Below are 20219 nucleotides of genomic sequence, written 5' to 3'. Positions count from 1 at the left end.
GGAGGATAAAAAGTGAAAAGTAATTAAGGGAAATCGGGCTGTATTCAAAACTTAAAATCTGATGGCCTGCAAAGATACGCCTAGTTGTTTCAGCTTCCTCAAAACACCTTTGACACCTGGCAAATGAGCAGCTCCAATTGCAACAAAACTGAGTTCCTGATTATTTTTTAACAAATAGAAAATTCGATTGGCCATGACTTCATTGCGCTCATACAATAATATATCCCGAATGGGGCCCAGGCTAGCTTTAGAGAGTTTATATAATTTGATCAGATCCTGATCATGGTATGCGTCAGCCAGGCGAGAGAGCATGGAGGTGGATTTAGAAATATTTTTAAGAAGCCCTTTTAATTGGCCGATCTGATATTCCATAGGAATGCGCCGATAAATAGCATATTGTTCGTGAGCAGACTCAATGCCATCAAGGATCAAATCATGAGATTTTGCGATATTCCACAATTGAATATCCAGTGCTGGTCCGGATGTTGCCCCCATTAATTTTTCGCCAATCAAAGCACTTATCATCATCGGAGGCAGATGACTAAATCTATTGAGAAATAAGTCATAATGGCGCTCAAGATGTGTACTGGCTTTGGCAAATAATTTTGAGCCCATTAAAGCATCCAGATTTTTATTTGGCTGTAAGGACAGATTCAACCCATTTTTAAAAATAGGGCTATCCAAATTTGATTCTGCATAATAATGCTTAGACTGTAAGATATAATGAGTAAACCGAGGCATATGTATTAATGCAGATGCATGTGCACTGTGCATAGTGCCTAATAAATATGCCCCGGGAGACTTTTCTTGATCAGATCCAGATTTGAGATGGAGATACCACAACAAAGCCTGGTCGTCCTTCATGTATTAATCGTATTTAAGCGGAAGCACCATAGAATCTTTGGCAGTTGACAAAGTAACCATGCTCTTTAAGCGCTCAATCTCTTCAATCTGAGACAATTTCTTAAACAAAATATGCTCATAAGTAGGAATGTCCTTACAGATGATTTTGATCAATGCATCTGCTTCCCCGGTGATGATATAGACCTCAGTCACCTCATCGATCAGCCTGATTTTCTCAAGAAATCGATCCATGGTGTCCTGATTTTTCCAATTTAGGGACACTAATACGAATGTCTTAACCTGAAGACCCATTGCTTTGATATCCAACTTAGCATGGTATGAAGCAATGATCCCTGCCTGTTCAAGTTTTTTGACTCGCTCGAGAGTGGGTGCTGGTGACAATCCAATGGTTTTGGAGAGGTCCAGGTTAGCGATTTTACTGTTTTCCTGCAAGATCTTCAGGATTCGATAATCCGTCTTGTCTAATCGATAATCTGTCATTTGTAAAAAATTTAAATAAAAGGTAAATATATAAATAGGTAATTTAATTTCGAAAATTACGGGAATACTCCCATATTTTCATAGTCACTTGATATTTTATTTAGAGCACATACAAAAGCAGCGGTCCTCAGACTTTTAATTTTTTTGTTTTTATTTTTGATATCCAAGATTTGATGAAGTGAATTGACCATAGTTTCTTCCAATCCGGATCGCACCAGGTCGATCTCATCTGCTCCCCTGGTGACCAGATTTTTTTCTCGCTCACTGATGGTTTTACCTGTCGTTTTTTCGACCAGGTCCACCAGGTTACTATAAGCTCTTTGATCAAAGCGTTTTTCTATTCTGCCAAATCGCATATGGGACAGGTTTTTGAGCCATTCAAAATATGATACGGTCACTCCACCTGCATTGAGATACATATCCGGAATAATAATGATGCCCTTTTTGGCTAAAATGTCTTCTGCTACAGAAGTGACCGGTCCATTGGCAGCTTCTGCTATAATTTTAGCTTTGATTTTTGAAGCATTGAGGCCTGTGATCTGGTTTTCCAGCGCTGCAGGAACTAAAATATCGCATTCGAGCTCTAAGGCAGCAAATCTGCTTTTAAGTTTTTTGGATTTGCCAAAGCCAAGAATGGTCCCATTTTGTTTTCGATATTCTATCAGTGCATGAATGTCAATGCCATTTGGATCGTATATCGAGCCTTCATATTCAGATACAGCGATTACTTTGATGCCGCCTTCATCCTGACAGATGGTACCAGTATAGCTCCCTACGTTGCCAAGCCCTTGAATAACCATGGTTTTTCCTTTTGTGCCTTTGCTCATTTTCAGGGCTTTCATTTCAGAAGCTTGATCACAGTACTCCTGAATCCCATAAAAAACGCCCCGACCTGTGGCTTCAGTCCTGCCATGAATGCCAAATTGATTTTCTGGCTTGCCTGTGACACAAGCTATGGCATCCGGCTCTCCTCCTTTAAAAGTCATATAGGTATCATAGATCCAGGCCATCTCCCTGCTACTCGTACCATAGTCCGGCGCGGGTACATCTATTCCCGGCCCAATAAAATTTTTCTTTATGAGCTCCAGGGTATATCGTCGGGTGATTCGCTCCATTTCTTCAGCATTCAATTTCATAGGATTGACTTTGACCCCGCCTTTAGCACCCCCAAATGGTACATCGACGATAGCACACTTGTAAGTCATGAGTGATGCAAGTGCCATTACTTCTTCCTGATTGACATGGGTACTAAACCTGATGCCCCCTTTGGTTGGCATCCTGTGGTGGCTATGCTGAACCCTATAGGCTTCGACGACCTGAAATTCTCCGCCAATTTTGACAGGAAAACTCATATGATAGACGGAATTACACACTTTTATTTGGCGTAAAAGACCTTTTGGCAAACTGGTAAAATCCGCCGCTTTATCAAAATTGCGGCTCACAGATTCATAAAAACTAATTTGAGTTTCTTCTTTCATATGTTGTTATTTAAGACGGTCCTCGATATTTTTAATTTTTTTCTCCAGTCTGATTAAATAAAATAAAATGGTCAACCAAATCACAAGAGCTACTAAGGCTACTGTATAAATCTTGCCGGTACTTCTTAAAAAGTCAGCATCAGCGAGCCATAAAATGAAAGAAAAAATAGCTAGATTCATATAAAGTTTTACTTGATCAAATGTCAGATAATTTATTACTTATCAATATTATACGATACCTCAGTTGACTCAACCAATATCCTAAAAAGATATAAGCGATCACAGCGGGATAAAATACCATCCTCATCGTATTGTCCAGGTCTTGGGTGCCGAGTGCAGGGTTGCCTCCGTTGCCAGGATGTAAAGAGTCAAATCTCCTGGGAATAATGAAAATCAGGGGAATCAGGAGAGCAAAGGCAAATATATTATAGATACTGCCTACTCTACTTTTGGAGTCAGGATCATTGATTGAATTGCGTAATAAAAAATATCCACCATAGATCAATAAGGATATGGCAGCCATATTTTGTTTTACATCAAAGCTCCAATACGATCCCCAGGTACTTCTGGCCCATAGAGATCCGGTGATAGTGCCCAGTATGCCAAATAGTATACCGATACTGACCAATGATTGAGCCCAAAGATCATCTTCCTGATGCTTAAATCTTAAATGTCTGATGCTGTAATACACTGAAAGCATAAATAAAACTGTCATAGCAAACCATAACGGTACATGGAAATAGGTATTGCGAATCGTTTCACCCAATATATTCCTGAATGGATAATTAAAGTTGGACTCTGGTCTCACAGAAATCTTGTCTTTTGACCAGGCGATTACACCATTCATCTCAGCTGGTGCATTATTGAGATTGACAGCGGAGGGCAGCACGATCGGACCTTGCCTGGTATCCATCACAAGCGCTAAGTCTACATTAGTCAACGTGTTATCAATAAATGGGGGAACCTCAAAATGAAGCACAGCTTCTTGTTGATTGATGATTTCTACAGCTGATGCCTGAAGATGCCAGTCGTCGTGCTTGATCCAGGCTTTGATGTCATCGCCAGAGTCAAACTGCGTGTTATACCCTTCGATGGTGAGACTTGTTGATTGGCCCGTTTTAATATTATAAGGTGATATTTTGACGATGCCTTGCCCTAATGGAATTAAAAAACCCATCAGGATGACATATGGAATGAAAATGATGACCAACCACTTCCACCAAACATTAAGTTTCCAATTTTCTTTCAATCTCGCCACAATATAGGGAATAAAATAATGGACAATGCAATGGCTAGAGTGTCGATGGCTATGATGGTGATGAGGTCGGTGCGATAAGCTGAATCAGCTAATATGTGCAGTGAAACCATAGATAGTCTGCTACCGGACATCAAAATGGGGAAAATCAGAGGTGTAGACAAAATAGACATCAGCGTAGATTGATCTCCGGTTTTATTAGATATCAAGGCTATAAATGTAAAAATGGCCGAAATACCGATGATGCTTACAAATAAAGTAATTCCGAGTAATGACCAATCAATCTCAGGCAAAGTAAAAAAAATCTGAAACATTAATAAGCTGATTCCAGTCAAAACGGACAACAAGATGGAATTATAGATCAACTTTGAAAAATAAAATGATAGTGGATGTGCCAACGTATAATAATACCAATGTCGCCCTTTCACTTCTCTGGAGAAGGAAGCAGACAATGCATTGATGCTCATAAATATGATTAAGATCCAAAACACGCCTGTCCAAAGGAATTTTTCCACTTTGACCAAAGAATAATATAAAACCAATAAAGTAGAAAAAAGATATAATAAGATCCCGTTAATGGACTGCTTATTCCTCCATTCGCTTTGTAGGTCTTTACCAATAAGTGTTGCTATATCCCTGATCATGAAAATATAAGGTGTGAAATTAACAGTATTTAATTTGATCAAATACATTTTTAAGAAAACATGGCACTTTTATTGTTTTATATATTACTAATTAGATACATTTGTTTAATTTTGTAATTCAATTCATTATCCCATGAAGCAGTCAAATACCCGCTTTGCTACCCGGCTAGGAGTAATTTTTATTTTTTTCTTAACAGAATTTACTTCGTTTGCAGCTGTCACCTATGTACAGATCAAACCTAAATCCGGAGAAAATTTGTTTATGCTATTCAGAAAATATGCCATTGAACCCAATAGCTGCAATATCAATCACTTCAAGGAGATCAATCGCATTAAGAATCTTGAAAAGATACTCGTTGGGGTTACTTATAATCTGCCCATACTTAAATATCAATATAATGGCAAAAGCATCACTACTTCCATACCCAATATGGATCGCCCCACAGCCGTAAAAATCATGAACTATAATAAGTCTCTGTATCAGAATAAGTTAAAAAAAGTTCCTTATACGGAGAATAAAATTGTTTGGGTCGTTTATGATCAATTGGGTTGTAAGAAGGGTTCTTCACCCGATGTCGCCGAAAAGTCTAAACCAAATGGGCTTGCAAAACCAACCCTGGTTGCTTCCAAGGAAAAATCAACCCTAACAAAAGCAACTATTGCATCTTCATCTTCTGAATCCAACATTAAACCAATCAACTCTGCTCCGGTTAAAGATATGACTGGTAACATAAAAACAGAGCCTAACATCCGTGAAAATGAAGCAATTATTGCAACTGAAACCACCACCAATGCCACCGCTCTCAAAACAAAGATCGTCCCAATATTCGGACCAGATTTTCAAGAAATCAGAATCGTAAGCGAAGAACTTAAGAATAAAGTCTACTATCTAGTCAGTGGACATGGCGGCCCGGATCCAGGCACTATGTACAAGGGAAGCAAAATGACCCTCTGCGAAGATGAATATGCCTATGATGTCACTTTAAGACTGGCGCGCAAGCTTATGGAACATGGCGCCACGGTGCATCTTATAGTACAAGATCCAAACGACGGTATTCGAAATGAGTCCTATCTCAAGATTGATCATGATGAAAAATGCATCACCGGTTATCCTTTAGTGCTCAATCAAAGATTAAGACTGACTCAGACGACTGATGCTGTCAATGACCTGTATCGCAAATACCGAAAGCAAGGTGTGGATATGAAAGATCAGATTGCCGTACACATCCACATAGATTCCCGGCATGAGGATATGCGCAAAGATGTCTACTTCTATTACCAGGAAGGAAATCAAAACAGTACAGCCATAGCTAAACGCATACAAAACACCCTAGATCAAAAGTATAAAGAACAAAGCGGCAGGGAATATACCGGAACTATTAGTAGCCGTAATTTATTCGTCATGCGCAATACCCTGCCATCTACTGTTTATATGGAGTTGGGTAATATCCAAAACCAACTGGATCAGAAAAGAATCGTGTATTCTTCAAACAGACAGGCCCTCGCTGAATGGCTATATGATGGTATCGCAGCAGAATAATACTGTAAAAATCAGGATATCAACAGATTACATCCTCTAATATCACTATTATCCAGCCTGCCTACTACTTCAAAATCGCCATTTGAATAAACTTTACCTATATCTTCTGTTGCAATAAAACAGCAGCTATCGAGATTGGCGAGGTCTATCATATTCAAGGCGGCGATCTGAGCTATACTTTCCATTGACAAAGGATCTGTTATAGACCTGGGCATAACCTTGAGTGTCGGCGGTAATCTGAAATGACCATTGCTTGAAGCATACGCCTGAGACAACATTTCAGTCATCCCATATTCTGAAAAAACTTCATGAACACCAAAATTTGCTTTAATCTGGTCATGTAACTCTGACCGGGTCATTTCTTTTCCTCTACCCTTCATCCCACCTGTTTCAATGATCTGAACTTTGCCAGCCAGGTCCAAAGTCGCTGGCCATTGGTGCAGAGCATAGCTCACCCCCCAAAGGACAGGCTGTCCACCTGAATTGTTTTGAGTCAATACCTCTATCAGCTTAGATATTTCTTCGTGGTAGAATCCACCTCCACCTTCATCTATAAATGATTGAATCATAAAAAGGAGTGAAGATGCATCATTGTCCATATAAGAAGGCAAAAATGCCAAATGCTTCCGACTGTTGACTGTACTGGGATAAAATGCATACTCAAAGCAATGCATCGCCACTTTTTTATACCAAAATAATGAGCGTATACCATGTGAACTCCTCTGTATACCTGTAGTCCCACTGCTATAAAATACTTTTTCAGGCTGATATGTCCCAGTCTGGATCAATTGATATTTAAAAAACTGGATCGGAAGAAAAGGAATGGCATCTGGTTCTATAATGTACTTCGGATCAATGTGCAACTTATCCAAATACATACGATATACTGCGTTAAACTTGTACTGAAGCTGAAATATTTTTAAAGCCATTTCATTAAAATCAAAATCGCTGGATAAGATCGTTTTTTGCAGATTTATTCTTTCCTTTTCCCAGTCCATAAGGCAATGATCGGAAAAAAATATGGAGAAGTAAGCCCCCACATCAATCAAAAATCACTGATATTTACAGTGTTTATGGCAAACAGAGCCTTTTTAGCAGTATTAATTACCTTCCTGATAGGTGCGTGCATAGTTGCCCCTAAGTATTCGGATATCCCGGAGATTGAGATAGAAGGGATCAATAAAACAGTGATAGATCAGGGAAGAGTCAGAGATGATTCCTTATTAATCAGGATATCTTTTACTGATGGAGATGGAGACCTTGGAGACCCTCAAAACATGGCCAATATCTTTATGATCGACGATCGGGACGGCAAAGAAATCACTTATAGCATGCCTGTCATTCCACAAAAAGGAGTGAATAACGGTGTTGCAGGTACCATTACCATTTTGCATACCACTTTGTTTAATGTATGTTGCTATTATGCCAATGCGGATCCTTGTAGTGTACCCAGTCTACCTATGACAGATACTGTGACCTATCAATTGTACATCAAGGATAGATCAGGCAATCAAAGTAATATAGTCACCTTGCCGCCATTGGTGATCAATTGCAAATAATACTTTCTCGCTAACTTTCTTTAACCATCCCTCCAAATCATGCCCTGGTCCAGGCTATAGTTTATTAAATTTGCCACCCGGATACGAGCATTTTACAATTCACCGATGATGGAAAAAAAATTAATTGACATAACTGCCACTTTTGGTACTCCACTTTATGTATATGATGAACAAAGGATTATAGATCAGGTAGATACTTTAAAGACAAGTTTTACTTATCCTGATCTGATATTTTGCTATGCCATGAAAGCTAACAGCAATTTAGCCGTTCTGGATACATTGAGGCATCAGGGCATTGGAGTCGACTGTGTGTCCCAGGGAGAGATGATCACCGCCCTCAGAGCTGGATTTGAACCTTCGAAGATTAGATTTACCCCCACTTTTGCTTCAACGGAAGAAATCATATTCGCCATTGAGCAGGGCATACAGCTCACCGTAGACAGTATGCAGATGGTCGATTGGATGCTGGTTAATCGCCCCCAAACTCCAATGGGCCTCCGCATGAATCCTTCGGTCATGGCGGGAGCTTATGAAAAAACTTCGGTAGGCCATGCAAAAGCTAAGTTTGGAATTGGTATGAATTATGTACCAGCACTCCTTGATCTGATCGAGCTCAAAGGGTTAAAAATCAATGGCTTGCACATACATAGTGGAAGTGACATCCTGGAGGCCGGTCAATTTATGCAGGCTGTCGAAGTACTTTTAGAGGTAGCCCCAAAATTTCCAAAATTAGAATATATAGATTTGGGTAGCGGATTTAAGGTGTCTTATTATCCCGGAGATAAAGAGACTAATATTAGAACGCTAGGCCAAATAGTCAGTGAGCGATTTTCGAAATTTTGTACCCATTATGGATCACCACTTCGCCTGATTTTTGAACCAGGCAAATTTATTGTCAGTCAGGCAGGTCGGTTTTTGGTCACGTGCACCGGCGTAAAAGAAAATGGCGGAATTACTTTTGCAGGAGTCGATAGTGGTTTTAATCACCTCATCAGGCCCATGTTTTACGGCGCATATCATACTATTAATAATCTGAGTAATCCGTCCGGATCTTTATTGACTTATGATGTGGTAGGCAATATCTGCGAGACCGATACATTTGCTTCAGACCGATCTATAGCTCAAATCAGACCAGGCGATATCCTTGAATTTGAAAATGCTGGAGCTTATTGCTTTTCAATGTCATCACCTTATAACTCTCGCCCGAGACCGGCAGAAGTATATTTTAGAAGCGATGGAAGCACTCAGTTGATCAGGCGCAGAGAGACTATAGAAGATATCCTCGCGCTGCAAGTCAATCTCTAATTTGTCAAAAAAGGGATAATTGGGCACCTGGTCGTTGGAACCTGGTGCAATCCAAGCCGGCATAAGCCCTTGAAGGCAGACCATATTTATTTTTAGCCAATTTTACCTGGTTTTTAATATTCAATGCTAAAACACCTTCACCTTTCATTCTGGTACCAAATCTTTTGTCCTGCACAGAACCACCATGACACGCTGCTGTTTGATTTAAGATTTTATCAGCTCTGTCAGGAAAAGTTTTTTTAATCCAATCATTAAAAATAACCTCGACATCCCCATTTAATCTAAGTACTGTATAATAAAAATCATGAGCGCCACGCTCCTTGCACATTTTGACCATAGGGATGATCTCATGATGAGTAAGTCCGGGTATCACCGGAGCCATCATCACACATACAGGGATATTATGCTCAGCCAATAAACTTACCGTTTGAAGCCTTTTGCTAATAGTAGATGTCCTGGGTTCCAACAAAGATCTGATACCTTCATCCAAGGTGGTGATAGAGATTAAGACTTGGGCCAGACCTTGAACAGCCAATGCTTCTAACAAATCTATATCGCGGGCTACTAATGCATTTTTGGTAATGATGCTGATAGGCTGTTTGTACTCCAGGCAAAGTTCGATGAGTTGGCGTGTCAGTTTAAATTCCCGCTCAGCTGGTTGGTAACAATCCGTATTGCCTGAAAGCATGATAGGTTGACATTGATAATTTTTGTTATTCAAAAATTTTCTTAATAAGCCTGGAGCCTCGTGTTTGATCAATATTTTTTGCTCAAAATCCAGGCCAGCACTGTATCCCCAGTATGGATGGGTATTTCTTGCATAACAATAAACACATCCATGTTCGCAGCCCTGGTAAGGATTCATGGAGTATGGCATGGGTATATCCGGACTTTCTACTTTATTGACCAAAGTTTTAGCATGGGTAGGAATATACTTGGTCTCACCAGACAGGACGAGGTGTTCATCCTGCATCCATTTATTGAAAGGGTTGTTTGGATTGAATTGAGCCCCCCTGCCTTTTATATAGTTTGTTGATTTTTCAGACATATTTAAGTCGAATATATAGACTTATTCTGATGGCTACTAATTTTTGTTGGATAATAAGGTATCTTAGACTTCTTTTAAATCACTAATCGATATTGGATGAAAACTAGTTTTAAACTCAATGGCAAACCGGTACAGGTTGATTCTGAAGCCGATGCTACCCTACTGTGGATTTTAAGGGATACTTTAAAGTTGACTGGAACTAAGTTTGGTTGCGGGGCATCTTTGTGTGGTGCTTGCACGGTACATTTGGACGGAGTACCAGTCAGATCCTGTATGACTTCGATCTCTGCGGCAGCCGGCAGATCCGTGACTACGATTGAAGGATTGGGGGTAGAGCAACTACATCCATTACAACAAGCCTGGATCGACGAACAGGTACCCCAATGTGGATATTGTCAATCTGGTCAGATTATGCAAGCAGCAGCCTTACTCAAAAGCAATCCAACCCCCAATCGGGAAGAAATCATCAACCATATGAATGGAGTTTTGTGCAGATGCGGCACCTACCTGAGAATCATCAAAGCTATCGAAAGAGCTTCTTCTGTCACTACAAAAGCTGGAAATTAATGAAAAAAAATAACGACCAAACTGCTGGAATCACTCGGCGCCAATTCGTCGTAAGTGCTGGTGGACTTGGATTTTTTATTACTGCAGGAGCTATCAATCCCGGATTTTTAAAAAAACGCACACAAACAACTGCTGAATCACCACTAGAGGAAGTGACAGCTTGGGTGCAAATTGGCAAGAATGGCATGATCACGATATTCAACCCTGCGGCTGAGATGGGCCAGGGATCGATGACTGCTCTGGCGGCCATCATCGCAGAAGAATTGGATGCAGACTGGAACATGGTACGTATAGAAAATGCTCCGGTGATACCAGCTATTTATGGGCTGCAGTGGGGTGGCAAATTAGGAGGGCCTATGATGACAGTAGGCAGTCGTACCATCAAAGGATATTACAATGGTTTGCGTTTGGCTGGAGCCCAGGCAAGAAAAGTTTTATTGCAGAATGTTGCAGAAAAATGGCAAGTTCCGATTGGCGATCTTATCACAGAACCAAGTACAGTTTTGCATAAAATCAGTGGAAGAAAGATAGGTTATGGAGAGATCGTCTCATTTGCTAAAATTCCAAACCCTCTGCCGGCGGTTACAGAGCAAGATTTAAAAGACCCTGCAACCTTTAGATTGGTAGGCCATGTCATGCCAAGGTTTGATATTCCTGCCAAAGTCAATGGCAGTGCTTCTTATGCTATAGATACCCAGGTAGAGGGGATGGTGTATGCATCTATGAGCAGATCACCAATCAATGGTACCAAACCGCAACTACTCAATGAAAAGGAGGTACGTGAATCCGATGGATTAATAGATATTGTCTCATTGGATCATGGCATCGCCGTAGTGGCCAAGACCTATGGTCAGGCGCTGAAAGCCAAAAAGTCCATGCAAATCAAATGGAGCGAAGGCGCTAAGGCAGAAGGTTATGACAGCACTAAGAGCTTTGGTCAATACCAAGCGATGGTGACAGCTAACTCCAGTGATAAAATAAAGGTAGTGTTGGAATCAGGTGATGCAGCCAAGGTTATTAAATCTGCTTCCAAAGTATATAGCGGTGACTATTTTACAGATTATTTATGTCATGCTCAAATGGAACCACTTAACCTGGTAGTGTCTGTAGCTGGAGATGGTCAGAGTGCAGAGGCTTGGGTGGGTACTCAGATGCCTGATGGTGATCGAAATTCCATCGCCAAAGTGTTGAATATTGATGAGAGCAAGATTAAATTCAATACCTGTTATTTAGGAGGAGGATTTGGCAGAAGATCCGGCTTTTCATCCGAAGCTGCGATTATAGCTAAGCAAGTCAAACTGCCTGTCAAATTAATCTGGAGTCGTGAAGACGATATTCAATATGGGGCCTTCCGGCCTATCAGCCTGCAGAGACTCAAAGCAGGGGTTGATAACAAAGGCAACATCACAGGCTGGCAACACGATGTGGCTGGGCCCGATGAGCGACTTCAAACCGGGGGTGTAAAAATGGATTATTATTCGATTCCAGATCAGTCGGTCAGACTACATCTTGCAGACCATGGCGTGCGCACTGCTTTCTGGCGATCAGTAGGCCATGGGCCTAATAAATTTGCCCAGGAGGCATTTATTGGTGAAATCGCATACGATCAAAAAATAGATACCTATGCGTATCGTCGCAGATTGATGAAAGATTCGCCCCGACACCTAGCCATTCTGGATAAAGTGGCCACCATGTCAAAATGGGGTGCGCCTATTTCAAAAGGACGAGCCAAAGGCTTAGCTTTTTCAGATTATGGAGGATCCTACACCGCAGGCGTAGTGGAGATCGCATTGGATCCAGACAGTGGACAGATCAGAGTACACCACGTTTGGGCAGCAGTAGACGCCGGTGTCATCGTACAGCCTAATAATGCCATCGCACAAATGGAAGGCGGGATCGTTATGGGAATCAGTAGCACTTTATTTGAAAGCATAACTTTTAAAAATGGCAAGGTGCAACAATCTAATTTTCACGACTACCCTATCCTCAGGATGGCCGATGCTCCGGAAAGTATTGAGATAGCGCTCATACCTTCTTCGCTGCCACCTACAAGCCTGGGTGAGGTAAGTCTGCCCTTGATGGGAGGAGCAATAGCCAATGCATTTTTGACCTTAACTGGAAAACCCCTAAGACACTTGCCATTTACCAATGATAAGGTACTGGAGGTTTTGGCGGGATGATAGGTAAGTAGAACAAATAGAGCTATCTCAATTACACACAAAAAAAAGTCCCGACTTTTCGGGACCAAAGCGTGGATATGTTCTTGGTATTGATACTTACTGTTGGTTTCAAGCAAGTTGATCAAACCTCATCTTGTAAAATTAATAGCAAATGCATCTGAGCCATGCACTTGAGATGACTTTAATAAAACCTTAAGCCAATTCATAAAAATTATAAAATGCTTATTGCTCAATAAGCCCTAGCGTTTCAAGACCCTGATTAAAAATAATATCCACCGGGATATTGGCTTTTGCTAATCGGTCCAAATCAGCTTTTAATTCATCGGACAAAATGCACTTTTCACTCATGAGTTTGGAAAGACCTTCATAATCACCATCTCCCTGTATTTGCAATATCAGTTTCGTCAGACCTTCTACCGCGTTATCAAACTTTGTGAAGTCAACTGAATAGGTACCGTCAGCTCCCCTCACTATAGCTCCTTGTTCTTTAAAATAATTAAACCTCAAAAGATTGGCTTTGCCATGAGCGCTGGAAGCTCCAAAACGAATAGATCGAAAGATACTGGCTACGAAAGTCACGATATAATCTTGCATATCTCCCGTGATCTCCCCTTGCTTATGCAGCTGTTGGATCATATAGAGTCCTAATACATCTGCTTTGCCTTCTTCCAGAGCAGCATAATTTTCCTTAAGCGCTTCTCTCACTGTGCCCTTACCATTGATCGTATTTTTTATTCCCAATCCATGGGCGACTTCATGAAACATCACGTTGGAGAAAAAAGCCTCTCCATTGATATTTTTTCGCTGATCAGCCGCTATCAATAGGTCTGCCATAGGCTTTAGGATAGTCTCAAATTTGGCTTCGATGGTGTTCTTTAACTGCAGGCGCCTTGTCCCTTTTTTTAACTGAACGGTTTCATCATTAGGTAAGTTGATTGCAATCGTCTTACTCCCTGAATTGCAATCACCGGCATAATAGATGGCGTCATATGCGTTTAAGTCAGAGGCTGTACCTGGTTTTTCTTTTTTGTATTTGGCATCGACAGGTATACCTTCCTGGAGACCGGGCAGCATCGTTGCAAATTTGGCAAGCCTTTTACTCCATTCCTGATCTTTTACTAATACGAAAGCTTCATGCGAAGCTCGGTAGCCATACAACTGGTCCTCATAACTTTCTATTGGACCTATGACCATGTCCAGTGTATTGTCTTTCATATCCATCCATGCCAGGTCACTGGCTTTGTAATCATCTGTCAAGAGCGCTTCGGCCCTTAAGGATAGATATTTTTTCAGGCCTGCATCTTCGGCCAATGCTGCAGCTTGTTTGACCAGATCAGATGCTTCTTTGACCTGATCTTTAAAATAAACATGGTAGGGCACTGTCATCAATTTACCTTTGGTATCCCTGGTGACCATAGAATAGAGTCCCTTTTTATCCTTTAAAGTCGCTATATCAAATTCATCCTTGGTGATATCCTTAGGGTAAAATCCTGCACCCGCTGCTTTTGGCATCACCCCATCCATAAATGGTTTGTTGCCATCTAGTCGATCCCATGGACCATAATTGATGGCCGCAAACTCTCTGTACCGCAGATCTGAAATCGAATCCAATAAGGCACTTTTGTCGCCATAGGCTTCCATCCAAAATATATCATCCATGATTTTAGCTGCCTTGATCATCAGCGGAATCATTAGTTTTTCCTTTTCTGTCAGTTTACTTAAGTCGGTTTTGAGATCTACCTTGACATATTTTTCTAAAGAAAGCTGAATAGGGTCTTTGATGCTTTCGGTGACCAGGCTATCCATGATTTCTTCTGTGGTGACGCTCACTGATGGCGCCATTTTGGCTTTTGGTTTACAACTAAAGAAACTGATGGCCAGCCCAAAAGTGCATATAAGGATAATACGATTCATAAGGATTATTGATTAGTGATTAAAGCTATCGTTCAAATTAAAGATGTTCAAAATCAAGTGCGTCAAAATTTTCAAACCACTCCTTTGGTAATTCTTCAAATACTTTGATTCCGGTAAGTTGACGCTTGCCTCCCCTGTCACCGGATATGAAAACATTGCCGTACCGAAGGTAATTGTCAAAAGGCGTAATCATTGAAGGTACCGAATCAGTGGCATCTGAATAATAGGCCCATTGTGCGACCAGTTTGCTGTTTTTACCCACCCATAGTTTATACATATTCTGAGGCGTCACCCCTACACTATCAAATTTTAGCTCTATCACATCTGATGCTATACCTGTCTGGGTAGTGTCTTCTCCCAGGTAGCGCAGCCTGACACCTTCATCTTTTATTTTGAGCGGAGCGACTAGCCAATACATATCATTGATCCACTGCTTATAAGCCATATTAGTATATTTTTGCACTGTGTCGGGTTCAGTCCATTCTTTCCCGTCTTTGTAAACCCTGCCTTTCATTGTTTTGAGGTCGAGCAATAATTTGGTATCATTTTGAGTATTGTCGATCCTGACATGTTGATTTTCTTTATCCCAGAGAAGCCACCTTCTGCCGAAAAAATTCCACTTTAACCCCTTGACTGCATTCCAGGCTTCGGTGCCTCCACATGCCTCGATAGCAGCGTCAGCTATCATAATAGCTTCAGGATCTGAATTGGCTGCGACAAACCTGGAAAGTTGTGGGGTGTGAACTGCCTCTGATGGTTCATTTTTGCAATGCATAAATGTGATGATGCTACAAAAACCAACTAAACGGAGTATATTTTTCATTTATATATGATTTATTTTCATAAAGATAACACGCTCAGGGGTTGTCACAAAAAAAAGAAATTGCGTTTGACCTCAAAGTTGATGACCAATTATCATTTTACCCGCTTTCCTCCTTTTGTCGATTGAGTGGTTTTGTCCGCTTTTTTCAACTATTTTTGCAACAAATTATTCCAATCTCAAAATCACTCATTTCATTATGTTCGAATCTATTCACGATAATTTAGATAACGCTTTCAAATTTCTAAAAGGTGAAAACAAACTCACCGAACTCAATATCGCAGACGCTATCAAAGAGATCCGCCGGGCGCTGGTAGCTGCGGATGTAAATTATAAGATAGCCAAGGAGTTTACAGACAAAGTCAAAGACAAGGCTATGGGCACAGAAAATGTGCTCAAATCCGTCAAGCCTGGCGAATTGATGACCAAAATCGTCTACGACGAGCTTACGGAGCTCATGGGAGGGCAAAGTGCCGGCATCAATATCAAAGGCGAGCCCGGCGTGATTTTGGTCGCAGGATTGCAAGGAAGTGGCAAGACCACTTTCTGTGCCAAGTTGGCCAATTATCTCAAAAGCAAAAAAGGCAAAAATCCACTGCTAGTGGCTTGTGATGTATACAGACCTGCGGCCATAGACCAACTCTCTACCCTGGGCGAACAAATCAATGTGCCTATCTTTAAAGAAATCGAAAACAAAAATCCGATCGAAATAGCGCAGCATGCTATCTCTTTTGCAAAACAAAACCGACATGATGTCGTCATCGTGGATACTGCTGGTCGTACCACCCTCGATGATGTGATGATGACTGAAATACAAAACATCAAAGTAGCTATCAATCCAACAGAATCGCTATTTGTCGTGGATTCGATGATAGGTCAGGACGCTGTGACCACTGCGGCAGCATTCAACGACGCCATTAATTATGATGGGGTCGTCCTCACCAAGTTGGACGGCGATACCCGAGGTGGTGCTGCCCTGTCTATAAAGTATACCGTAGGCAAACCAATCAAGTTTGTCTCCACCGGTGAAAAAATGGATACCCTCGATGTATTTTACCCGGATCGAATGGCACAGCGCATTCTTGGCATGGGTGATATCGTTTCCCTTGTCGAAAAAGCGCAGGAACAGTTTGATGAAAAAGAAGCTAAAGTCCTCGAGAAGAAAATCAGAAAAAACAAATTTGATTTCAATGATTTTCTACAACAAATAAATCAAATCAAAAAAATGGGTGACCTCAAAAACCTTGTTTCTATGATGCCTGGTGTCGGTAAAGCTTTGAAAGATGTGGATATCAATGACAATGCATTTAAAAAAGTAGAATCCATCATCCAATCAATGACTCCACAGGAACGTGCCAATCCCGAAATTTTGAATATGAATCGAAAAATCCGAATAGGCAAAGGGTGTGGCCAATCCACAATGGAAATAACTGCTTTCATTAAACAATTTGACCAAATGAAGACCATGATGCAACAAATGACATCAGGCAAAGGCATGGGCAATATGATGAAACAAATGCAGAATATGCGCGGCATGAATTAATATTCCTGTTTTCTTTAATTAAACTAATCAATAAAAAATCTATACCTATGAAATTTATCACCAGAGCTTTAGTGCTTGGCCTCTTTACCTTCTATGCTTGTGGTACTAAGACAGGAACTAAAGTTACTTCAACACCTGCTGCGACTAACCCACCTATCTATGGTGCAGGCTAATCCAACTAATCCTACACCTACAAACGCGACTAGTTCCGGTGTAGGACTTGACATGGCCTCCAAGGTGTCCGTAGATGCTACAGTGCGAACAGGCGTATTGCCTAATGGTATGTTATACTATATAAAACAAAACGCTAAGCCTGAAGAAAGAGTTGAGCTCAGGCTCGCGGTCAAAGCCGGATCGATATTAGAAGACAATGATCAGCTGGGCGTAGCCCATTTTGTAGAACATATGGCATTTAATGGTAGTACCCATTTCAAAAAACAAGAATTGGTCGACTATCTTGAATCTGTAGGCACCCGATTTGGTGCTGATCTTAATGCTTATACAAGTTTTGATGAGACTGTGTATATGTTGCAGGCCAGGTCAGATGAAGAAGAAAAATTAATGAAAGGACTGCTTGTGATGGAAGATTGGGCCAGTGGCGTCGCTTTTGACCCCACCGAAATAGATAAAGAAAGAGGTGTAGTCGAATCAGAATGGCGAACCGGCCTTAGCCCTTTTCAACGAATCAGCCAAAAGACACTACCCTTATATTTGTATGGATCACATTATGCTGACCGACTGCCTATTGGCAAACCTGAAATCATCGAAACAGTCAGTTATGATGCAGTAAAAAGATTTTACAAGGACTGGTATCGCCCAGAACTGATGGCGATCATAGCGGTGGGCGATCTGGACCTGGACAAAATGGAGATGGAATTAAAAACAAGGTTTTCCAAAATTCCATCATCTCCTGCTTCTGCAAGAGCTCGCACAAAATATGAAGTACCCTTGCACGAAGACACCAAAGTGTTGGTCGCTACGGACAAAGAAGCACCCTATACTCAAATCCAAGTCATTAATAAATTTACTAAAAAAACACCTGCCACTGTCCAGGATTATCGCAACGGCCTGCTGGTCAATCTCTACAATTCGATGATAGGTGCCCGAATCAGCGAACTCAGCCAAAAACCCAATCCTCCATTTAATTTTGCCAATTCGGGATACGGAGATTTTTTGGCCAACCTCAATGCTTATTCCAGTTTTGCCGTCACCAATGAAGGCGGAGCACTCCATGCACTCGAAGCCATATTGATCGAAAACGAACGTGCTGCAAGACATGGATTTACAACATCAGAATTTGAGCGTCAAAAAGAAGAGTTGATGCGACAATTAGAATCCGCTGTCAAAGAAAAGGACAAAACTGAATCAGGCAATATTGCCAGTAGTTTGGTGGCAAATTTTCTTGAGCAAGAATTTATCATGAGCCCTGAACAAGAGCTTGATCTGGCACGAAAATTAATGCCTACAGTCGATCTTTTTGAAATCAACCTCTTGCCTAAAAAATGGATCGTAGATAAAGGTCGTGTGATCACCATCTCCGGCCCTGAAAAGGATGGCCTCACCTACCCTTCCAATGAAGAGATCAACAAACTGGTGGCTGGCGTAAAAACGATGGATATCCCTGCTTACGAAGATAAAGTAAGCAATGAAGCATTGATTAGCCAGGATTTGGTCGCTACAGACATCGTCAGCGAAAAGGCCAATGACCAACTGGGTACAAAAGAAATCAAACTGAAAAATGGAGTGACAGTCGTCTTAAAAAAGACTGATTATAAAAATGATGAAATCCTGATGAGTGCTTTTAGTCCGGGTGGTGGATCTCAATACAGTGATGCAGACGAGATCAATGCCAGCTTTGCTTCAGACCTGGTCAGCAATGCAGGGCTCGGCAAGTTAGATGAGGTGCAATTACAGAAAAGATTGACTGGCAAAATCGTCAGAGTGGCTCCTTATATCACCAATACCTACGAAGGTTTGAACGGATCTGCCTCCCCGCAGGATTTGGAGCTTATGTTCCAATTGATCTATTTATATTTTACAGAACCAAGGAAGGATCTCGATGCATACCAATCCTTTGTGGAAAAGCAAAAAGGCTTTGTAAAGAACCTTGAAGCCAACCCTCAATATTATTTTATTATCGAGTCTAATCGCATTAAAACACAAAACCACCCCCGGGAGAAAATGGTGCCCTCCATGGAAGATTTTGACAAGCTTAATTTTGATCGTGCTTACGAGATCTATAAGGACCGGTTTGCGGATGCTGGTGACTTTACCTTTACTTTCGTTGGAAATTTTGACGAAAATGAAATCAAAATGTTTGCCCGCGAATATTTAGGAAATCTACCGAGCAATGGTCGTAAAGAAATGTGGAAAGACCTTGGCGTTCGTAAGCCAACAGGAGTCGTGACTAAAAGCCTAACCCGGGGAGAAGCTCCTAAATCCTATGTGGACATTACTTACCATGGTGCCTTTGATTGGGATGATCAGAACAGATATCAACTGACTTCAATGATTGATCTGCTACGCATCAAGCTCAGAGAAGCACTTCGTGAAGACAAAGGTGGTGTATATGGAGTAAGTGTCAATGGTGGCGCTCAATTAGAACCTATTCCGACTTACACCATGAATATTTCTTTTAACTGCGACCCTCCACGGACCGAAGAATTGATCCAGGCTACGCAGGAGGTACTCAATACTGCAAGATCCACGGGTATTGATGACAAAGACCTCCAAAAAGTCACTGAAACTCAACGCCAAACACGAATCAAACAGCTCAAAGAAAATAGATTTTGGATGGGTCAAACACAAAACGCCTATCAATACAAAATTAATCCTAACAATATCCTGCTGGAGAATTTGGAGCAAAAAATCAAAACGCTCAATGCGGATGCTATAAAAGCTGATCTAGCCAAATATCTTAATGAAAGCAACAAAATCACCATCACGATGCAGCCTGACAAAAAAAGCAACTAATCCAGTAAAATATTATCATTTAAAAGATCCGAAGCTCACACTTCGGATC

At 41.1% G+C, this 20219-nt stretch carries 17 protein-coding genes; 7 read left to right on the top strand and 10 right to left on the bottom strand.

Annotation, left to right across the window (positions count from 1 at the left end; translation table 11 throughout):
- Window positions 1-51: 51 nt before the first annotated feature.
- The 6 genes from IPJ09_03550 to IPJ09_03525 are packed head-to-tail and all read right to left on the bottom strand — an operon-like array spanning window position 52 to window position 4721.
- Window positions 52-864, bottom strand: coding sequence for a TraB/GumN family protein (locus IPJ09_03550; GenBank protein ID MBK7370509.1), 813 nt, complete (start codon window positions 862-864; stop codon window positions 52-54).
- A gap of 3 nt (window positions 865-867) precedes the next feature.
- A complete protein-coding gene (locus IPJ09_03545) occupies window positions 868-1344 on the bottom strand; it encodes an Lrp/AsnC family transcriptional regulator (protein MBK7370508.1) in 477 nt (158 codons plus the stop codon).
- 56 nt (window positions 1345-1400) lie between these two features.
- Window positions 1401-2822, bottom strand: a complete 1422-nt coding sequence (locus IPJ09_03540) for a Glu/Leu/Phe/Val dehydrogenase (protein ID MBK7370507.1) — start codon at window positions 2820-2822, stop codon at window positions 1401-1403.
- A gap of 6 nt (window positions 2823-2828) precedes the next feature.
- Window positions 2829-3002, bottom strand: a complete 174-nt coding sequence (locus IPJ09_03535; GenBank protein MBK7370506.1) for a CcmD family protein — start codon at window positions 3000-3002, stop codon at window positions 2829-2831.
- Between the two features lie 16 nt (window positions 3003-3018).
- On the bottom strand, window positions 3019-4080 hold the full coding sequence (gene ccsA / locus IPJ09_03530; GenBank protein MBK7370505.1) for a cytochrome c biogenesis protein CcsA: 1062 nt from the start codon (window positions 4078-4080) through the stop codon (window positions 3019-3021).
- Entirely contained in the window at window positions 4068-4721 is a 654-nt protein-coding gene (locus tag IPJ09_03525; protein MBK7370504.1) for a heme exporter protein CcmB, read from the bottom strand. The genes ccsA and IPJ09_03525 overlap by 13 nt, the downstream gene beginning before the upstream one ends.
- Window positions 4722-4854: 133 nt before the next feature.
- On the opposite strand from IPJ09_03525, the gene IPJ09_03520 reads away from it, so the two are divergent.
- Window positions 4855-6261, top strand: coding sequence for an N-acetylmuramoyl-L-alanine amidase (locus IPJ09_03520; protein ID MBK7370503.1), 1407 nt, complete (start codon window positions 4855-4857; stop codon window positions 6259-6261).
- An 11-nt stretch (window positions 6262-6272) separates the two neighbouring features.
- Here IPJ09_03520 and IPJ09_03515 read toward each other — a convergent pair whose 3' ends face one another.
- Window positions 6273-7259, bottom strand: coding sequence for an acyl transferase (locus tag IPJ09_03515; protein MBK7370502.1), 987 nt, complete (start codon window positions 7257-7259; stop codon window positions 6273-6275).
- 75 nt (window positions 7260-7334) lie between these two features.
- Between IPJ09_03515 and IPJ09_03510 the strand changes: the two genes are divergently transcribed.
- Both IPJ09_03510 and lysA read left to right on the top strand, forming a co-directional pair.
- Window positions 7335-7820: a hypothetical protein gene (locus IPJ09_03510; protein ID MBK7370501.1), complete on the top strand. Its 486-nt coding sequence runs from the start codon at window positions 7335-7337 to the stop codon at window positions 7818-7820.
- A 105-nt stretch (window positions 7821-7925) separates the two neighbouring features.
- A complete protein-coding gene (lysA, locus tag IPJ09_03505; protein ID MBK7370500.1) occupies window positions 7926-9125 on the top strand; it encodes a diaminopimelate decarboxylase in 1200 nt (399 codons plus the stop codon).
- A 4-nt stretch (window positions 9126-9129) separates the two neighbouring features.
- On the opposite strand, the gene IPJ09_03500 is transcribed toward lysA, so the two are convergent.
- Window positions 9130-10173: a PA0069 family radical SAM protein gene (locus IPJ09_03500; protein MBK7370499.1), complete on the bottom strand. Its 1044-nt coding sequence runs from the start codon at window positions 10171-10173 to the stop codon at window positions 9130-9132.
- 96 nt (window positions 10174-10269) lie between these two features.
- Between IPJ09_03500 and IPJ09_03495 the strand changes: the two genes are divergently transcribed.
- Window positions 10270-10740: a (2Fe-2S)-binding protein gene (locus IPJ09_03495; protein ID MBK7370498.1), complete on the top strand. Its 471-nt coding sequence runs from the start codon at window positions 10270-10272 to the stop codon at window positions 10738-10740.
- The gene (locus tag IPJ09_03490) at window positions 10668-12920 is read left to right on the top strand and encodes a xanthine dehydrogenase family protein molybdopterin-binding subunit (GenBank protein MBK7370497.1); all 2253 of its coding nucleotides are present in this window, start codon (window positions 10668-10670) and stop codon (window positions 12918-12920) included. The genes IPJ09_03495 and IPJ09_03490 overlap by 73 nt, the downstream gene beginning before the upstream one ends.
- A gap of 222 nt (window positions 12921-13142) precedes the next feature.
- Here the strand turns inward: IPJ09_03490 and IPJ09_03485 are convergent, their stop codons facing one another.
- Window positions 13143-14834, bottom strand: coding sequence for a Zn-dependent hydrolase (locus tag IPJ09_03485; GenBank protein ID MBK7370496.1), 1692 nt, complete (start codon window positions 14832-14834; stop codon window positions 13143-13145).
- Between the two features lie 37 nt (window positions 14835-14871).
- Window positions 14872-15657 carry a hypothetical protein gene (locus IPJ09_03480; GenBank protein MBK7370495.1) on the bottom strand — a complete coding sequence of 262 codons (786 nt, stop codon included), beginning with the start codon at window positions 15655-15657 and terminating at the stop codon, window positions 14872-14874.
- Between the two features lie 196 nt (window positions 15658-15853).
- Here IPJ09_03480 and ffh point away from each other — a divergent pair, with 196 nt between their 5' ends.
- Window positions 15854-17197, top strand: coding sequence for a signal recognition particle protein (gene ffh, locus IPJ09_03475; GenBank protein ID MBK7370494.1), 1344 nt, complete (start codon window positions 15854-15856; stop codon window positions 17195-17197).
- 159 nt (window positions 17198-17356) lie between these two features.
- A complete protein-coding gene (locus tag IPJ09_03470) occupies window positions 17357-20170 on the top strand; it encodes an insulinase family protein (protein ID MBK7370493.1) in 2814 nt (937 codons plus the stop codon).
- The last annotated feature ends 49 nt before the right edge of the window (window positions 20171-20219 follow it).

This window comes from Saprospiraceae bacterium (assembly GCA_016709995.1).
Classification (GTDB): Bacteria; Bacteroidota; Bacteroidia; order Chitinophagales; family Saprospiraceae; genus JADJLQ01.
This window is presented reverse-complemented; position numbering and strand designations above follow the sequence as displayed.

Coding starts and splice junctions, on each gene's coding strand:
- IPJ09_03550 (MBK7370509.1), bottom strand. CDS start 864: ATGAAGGACGACCAGGCTTTGTTGTGGTATCTCCATCTCAAATCTGGA.
- IPJ09_03545 (MBK7370508.1), bottom strand. CDS start 1,344: ATGACAGATTATCGATTAGACAAGACGGATTATCGAATCCTGAAGATC.
- IPJ09_03540 (MBK7370507.1), bottom strand. CDS start 2,822: ATGAAAGAAGAAACTCAAATTAGTTTTTATGAATCTGTGAGCCGCAAT.
- IPJ09_03535 (MBK7370506.1), bottom strand. CDS start 3,002: ATGAATCTAGCTATTTTTTCTTTCATTTTATGGCTCGCTGATGCTGAC.
- IPJ09_03525 (MBK7370504.1), bottom strand. CDS start 4,721: ATGATCAGGGATATAGCAACACTTATTGGTAAAGACCTACAAAGCGAA.
- IPJ09_03520 (MBK7370503.1), top strand. CDS start 4,855: ATGAAGCAGTCAAATACCCGCTTTGCTACCCGGCTAGGAGTAATTTTT.
- IPJ09_03515 (MBK7370502.1), bottom strand. CDS start 7,259: ATGGACTGGGAAAAGGAAAGAATAAATCTGCAAAAAACGATCTTATCC.
- IPJ09_03510 (MBK7370501.1), top strand. CDS start 7,335: ATGGCAAACAGAGCCTTTTTAGCAGTATTAATTACCTTCCTGATAGGT.
- lysA (MBK7370500.1), top strand. CDS start 7,926: ATGATGGAAAAAAAATTAATTGACATAACTGCCACTTTTGGTACTCCA.
- IPJ09_03500 (MBK7370499.1), bottom strand. CDS start 10,173: ATGTCTGAAAAATCAACAAACTATATAAAAGGCAGGGGGGCTCAATTC.
- IPJ09_03495 (MBK7370498.1), top strand. CDS start 10,270: ATGAAAACTAGTTTTAAACTCAATGGCAAACCGGTACAGGTTGATTCT.
- IPJ09_03490 (MBK7370497.1), top strand. CDS start 10,668: ATGCGGCACCTACCTGAGAATCATCAAAGCTATCGAAAGAGCTTCTTC.
- IPJ09_03485 (MBK7370496.1), bottom strand. CDS start 14,834: ATGAATCGTATTATCCTTATATGCACTTTTGGGCTGGCCATCAGTTTC.
- IPJ09_03480 (MBK7370495.1), bottom strand. CDS start 15,657: ATGAAAAATATACTCCGTTTAGTTGGTTTTTGTAGCATCATCACATTT.
- ffh (MBK7370494.1), top strand. CDS start 15,854: ATGTTCGAATCTATTCACGATAATTTAGATAACGCTTTCAAATTTCTA.
- IPJ09_03470 (MBK7370493.1), top strand. CDS start 17,357: ATGGTGCAGGCTAATCCAACTAATCCTACACCTACAAACGCGACTAGT.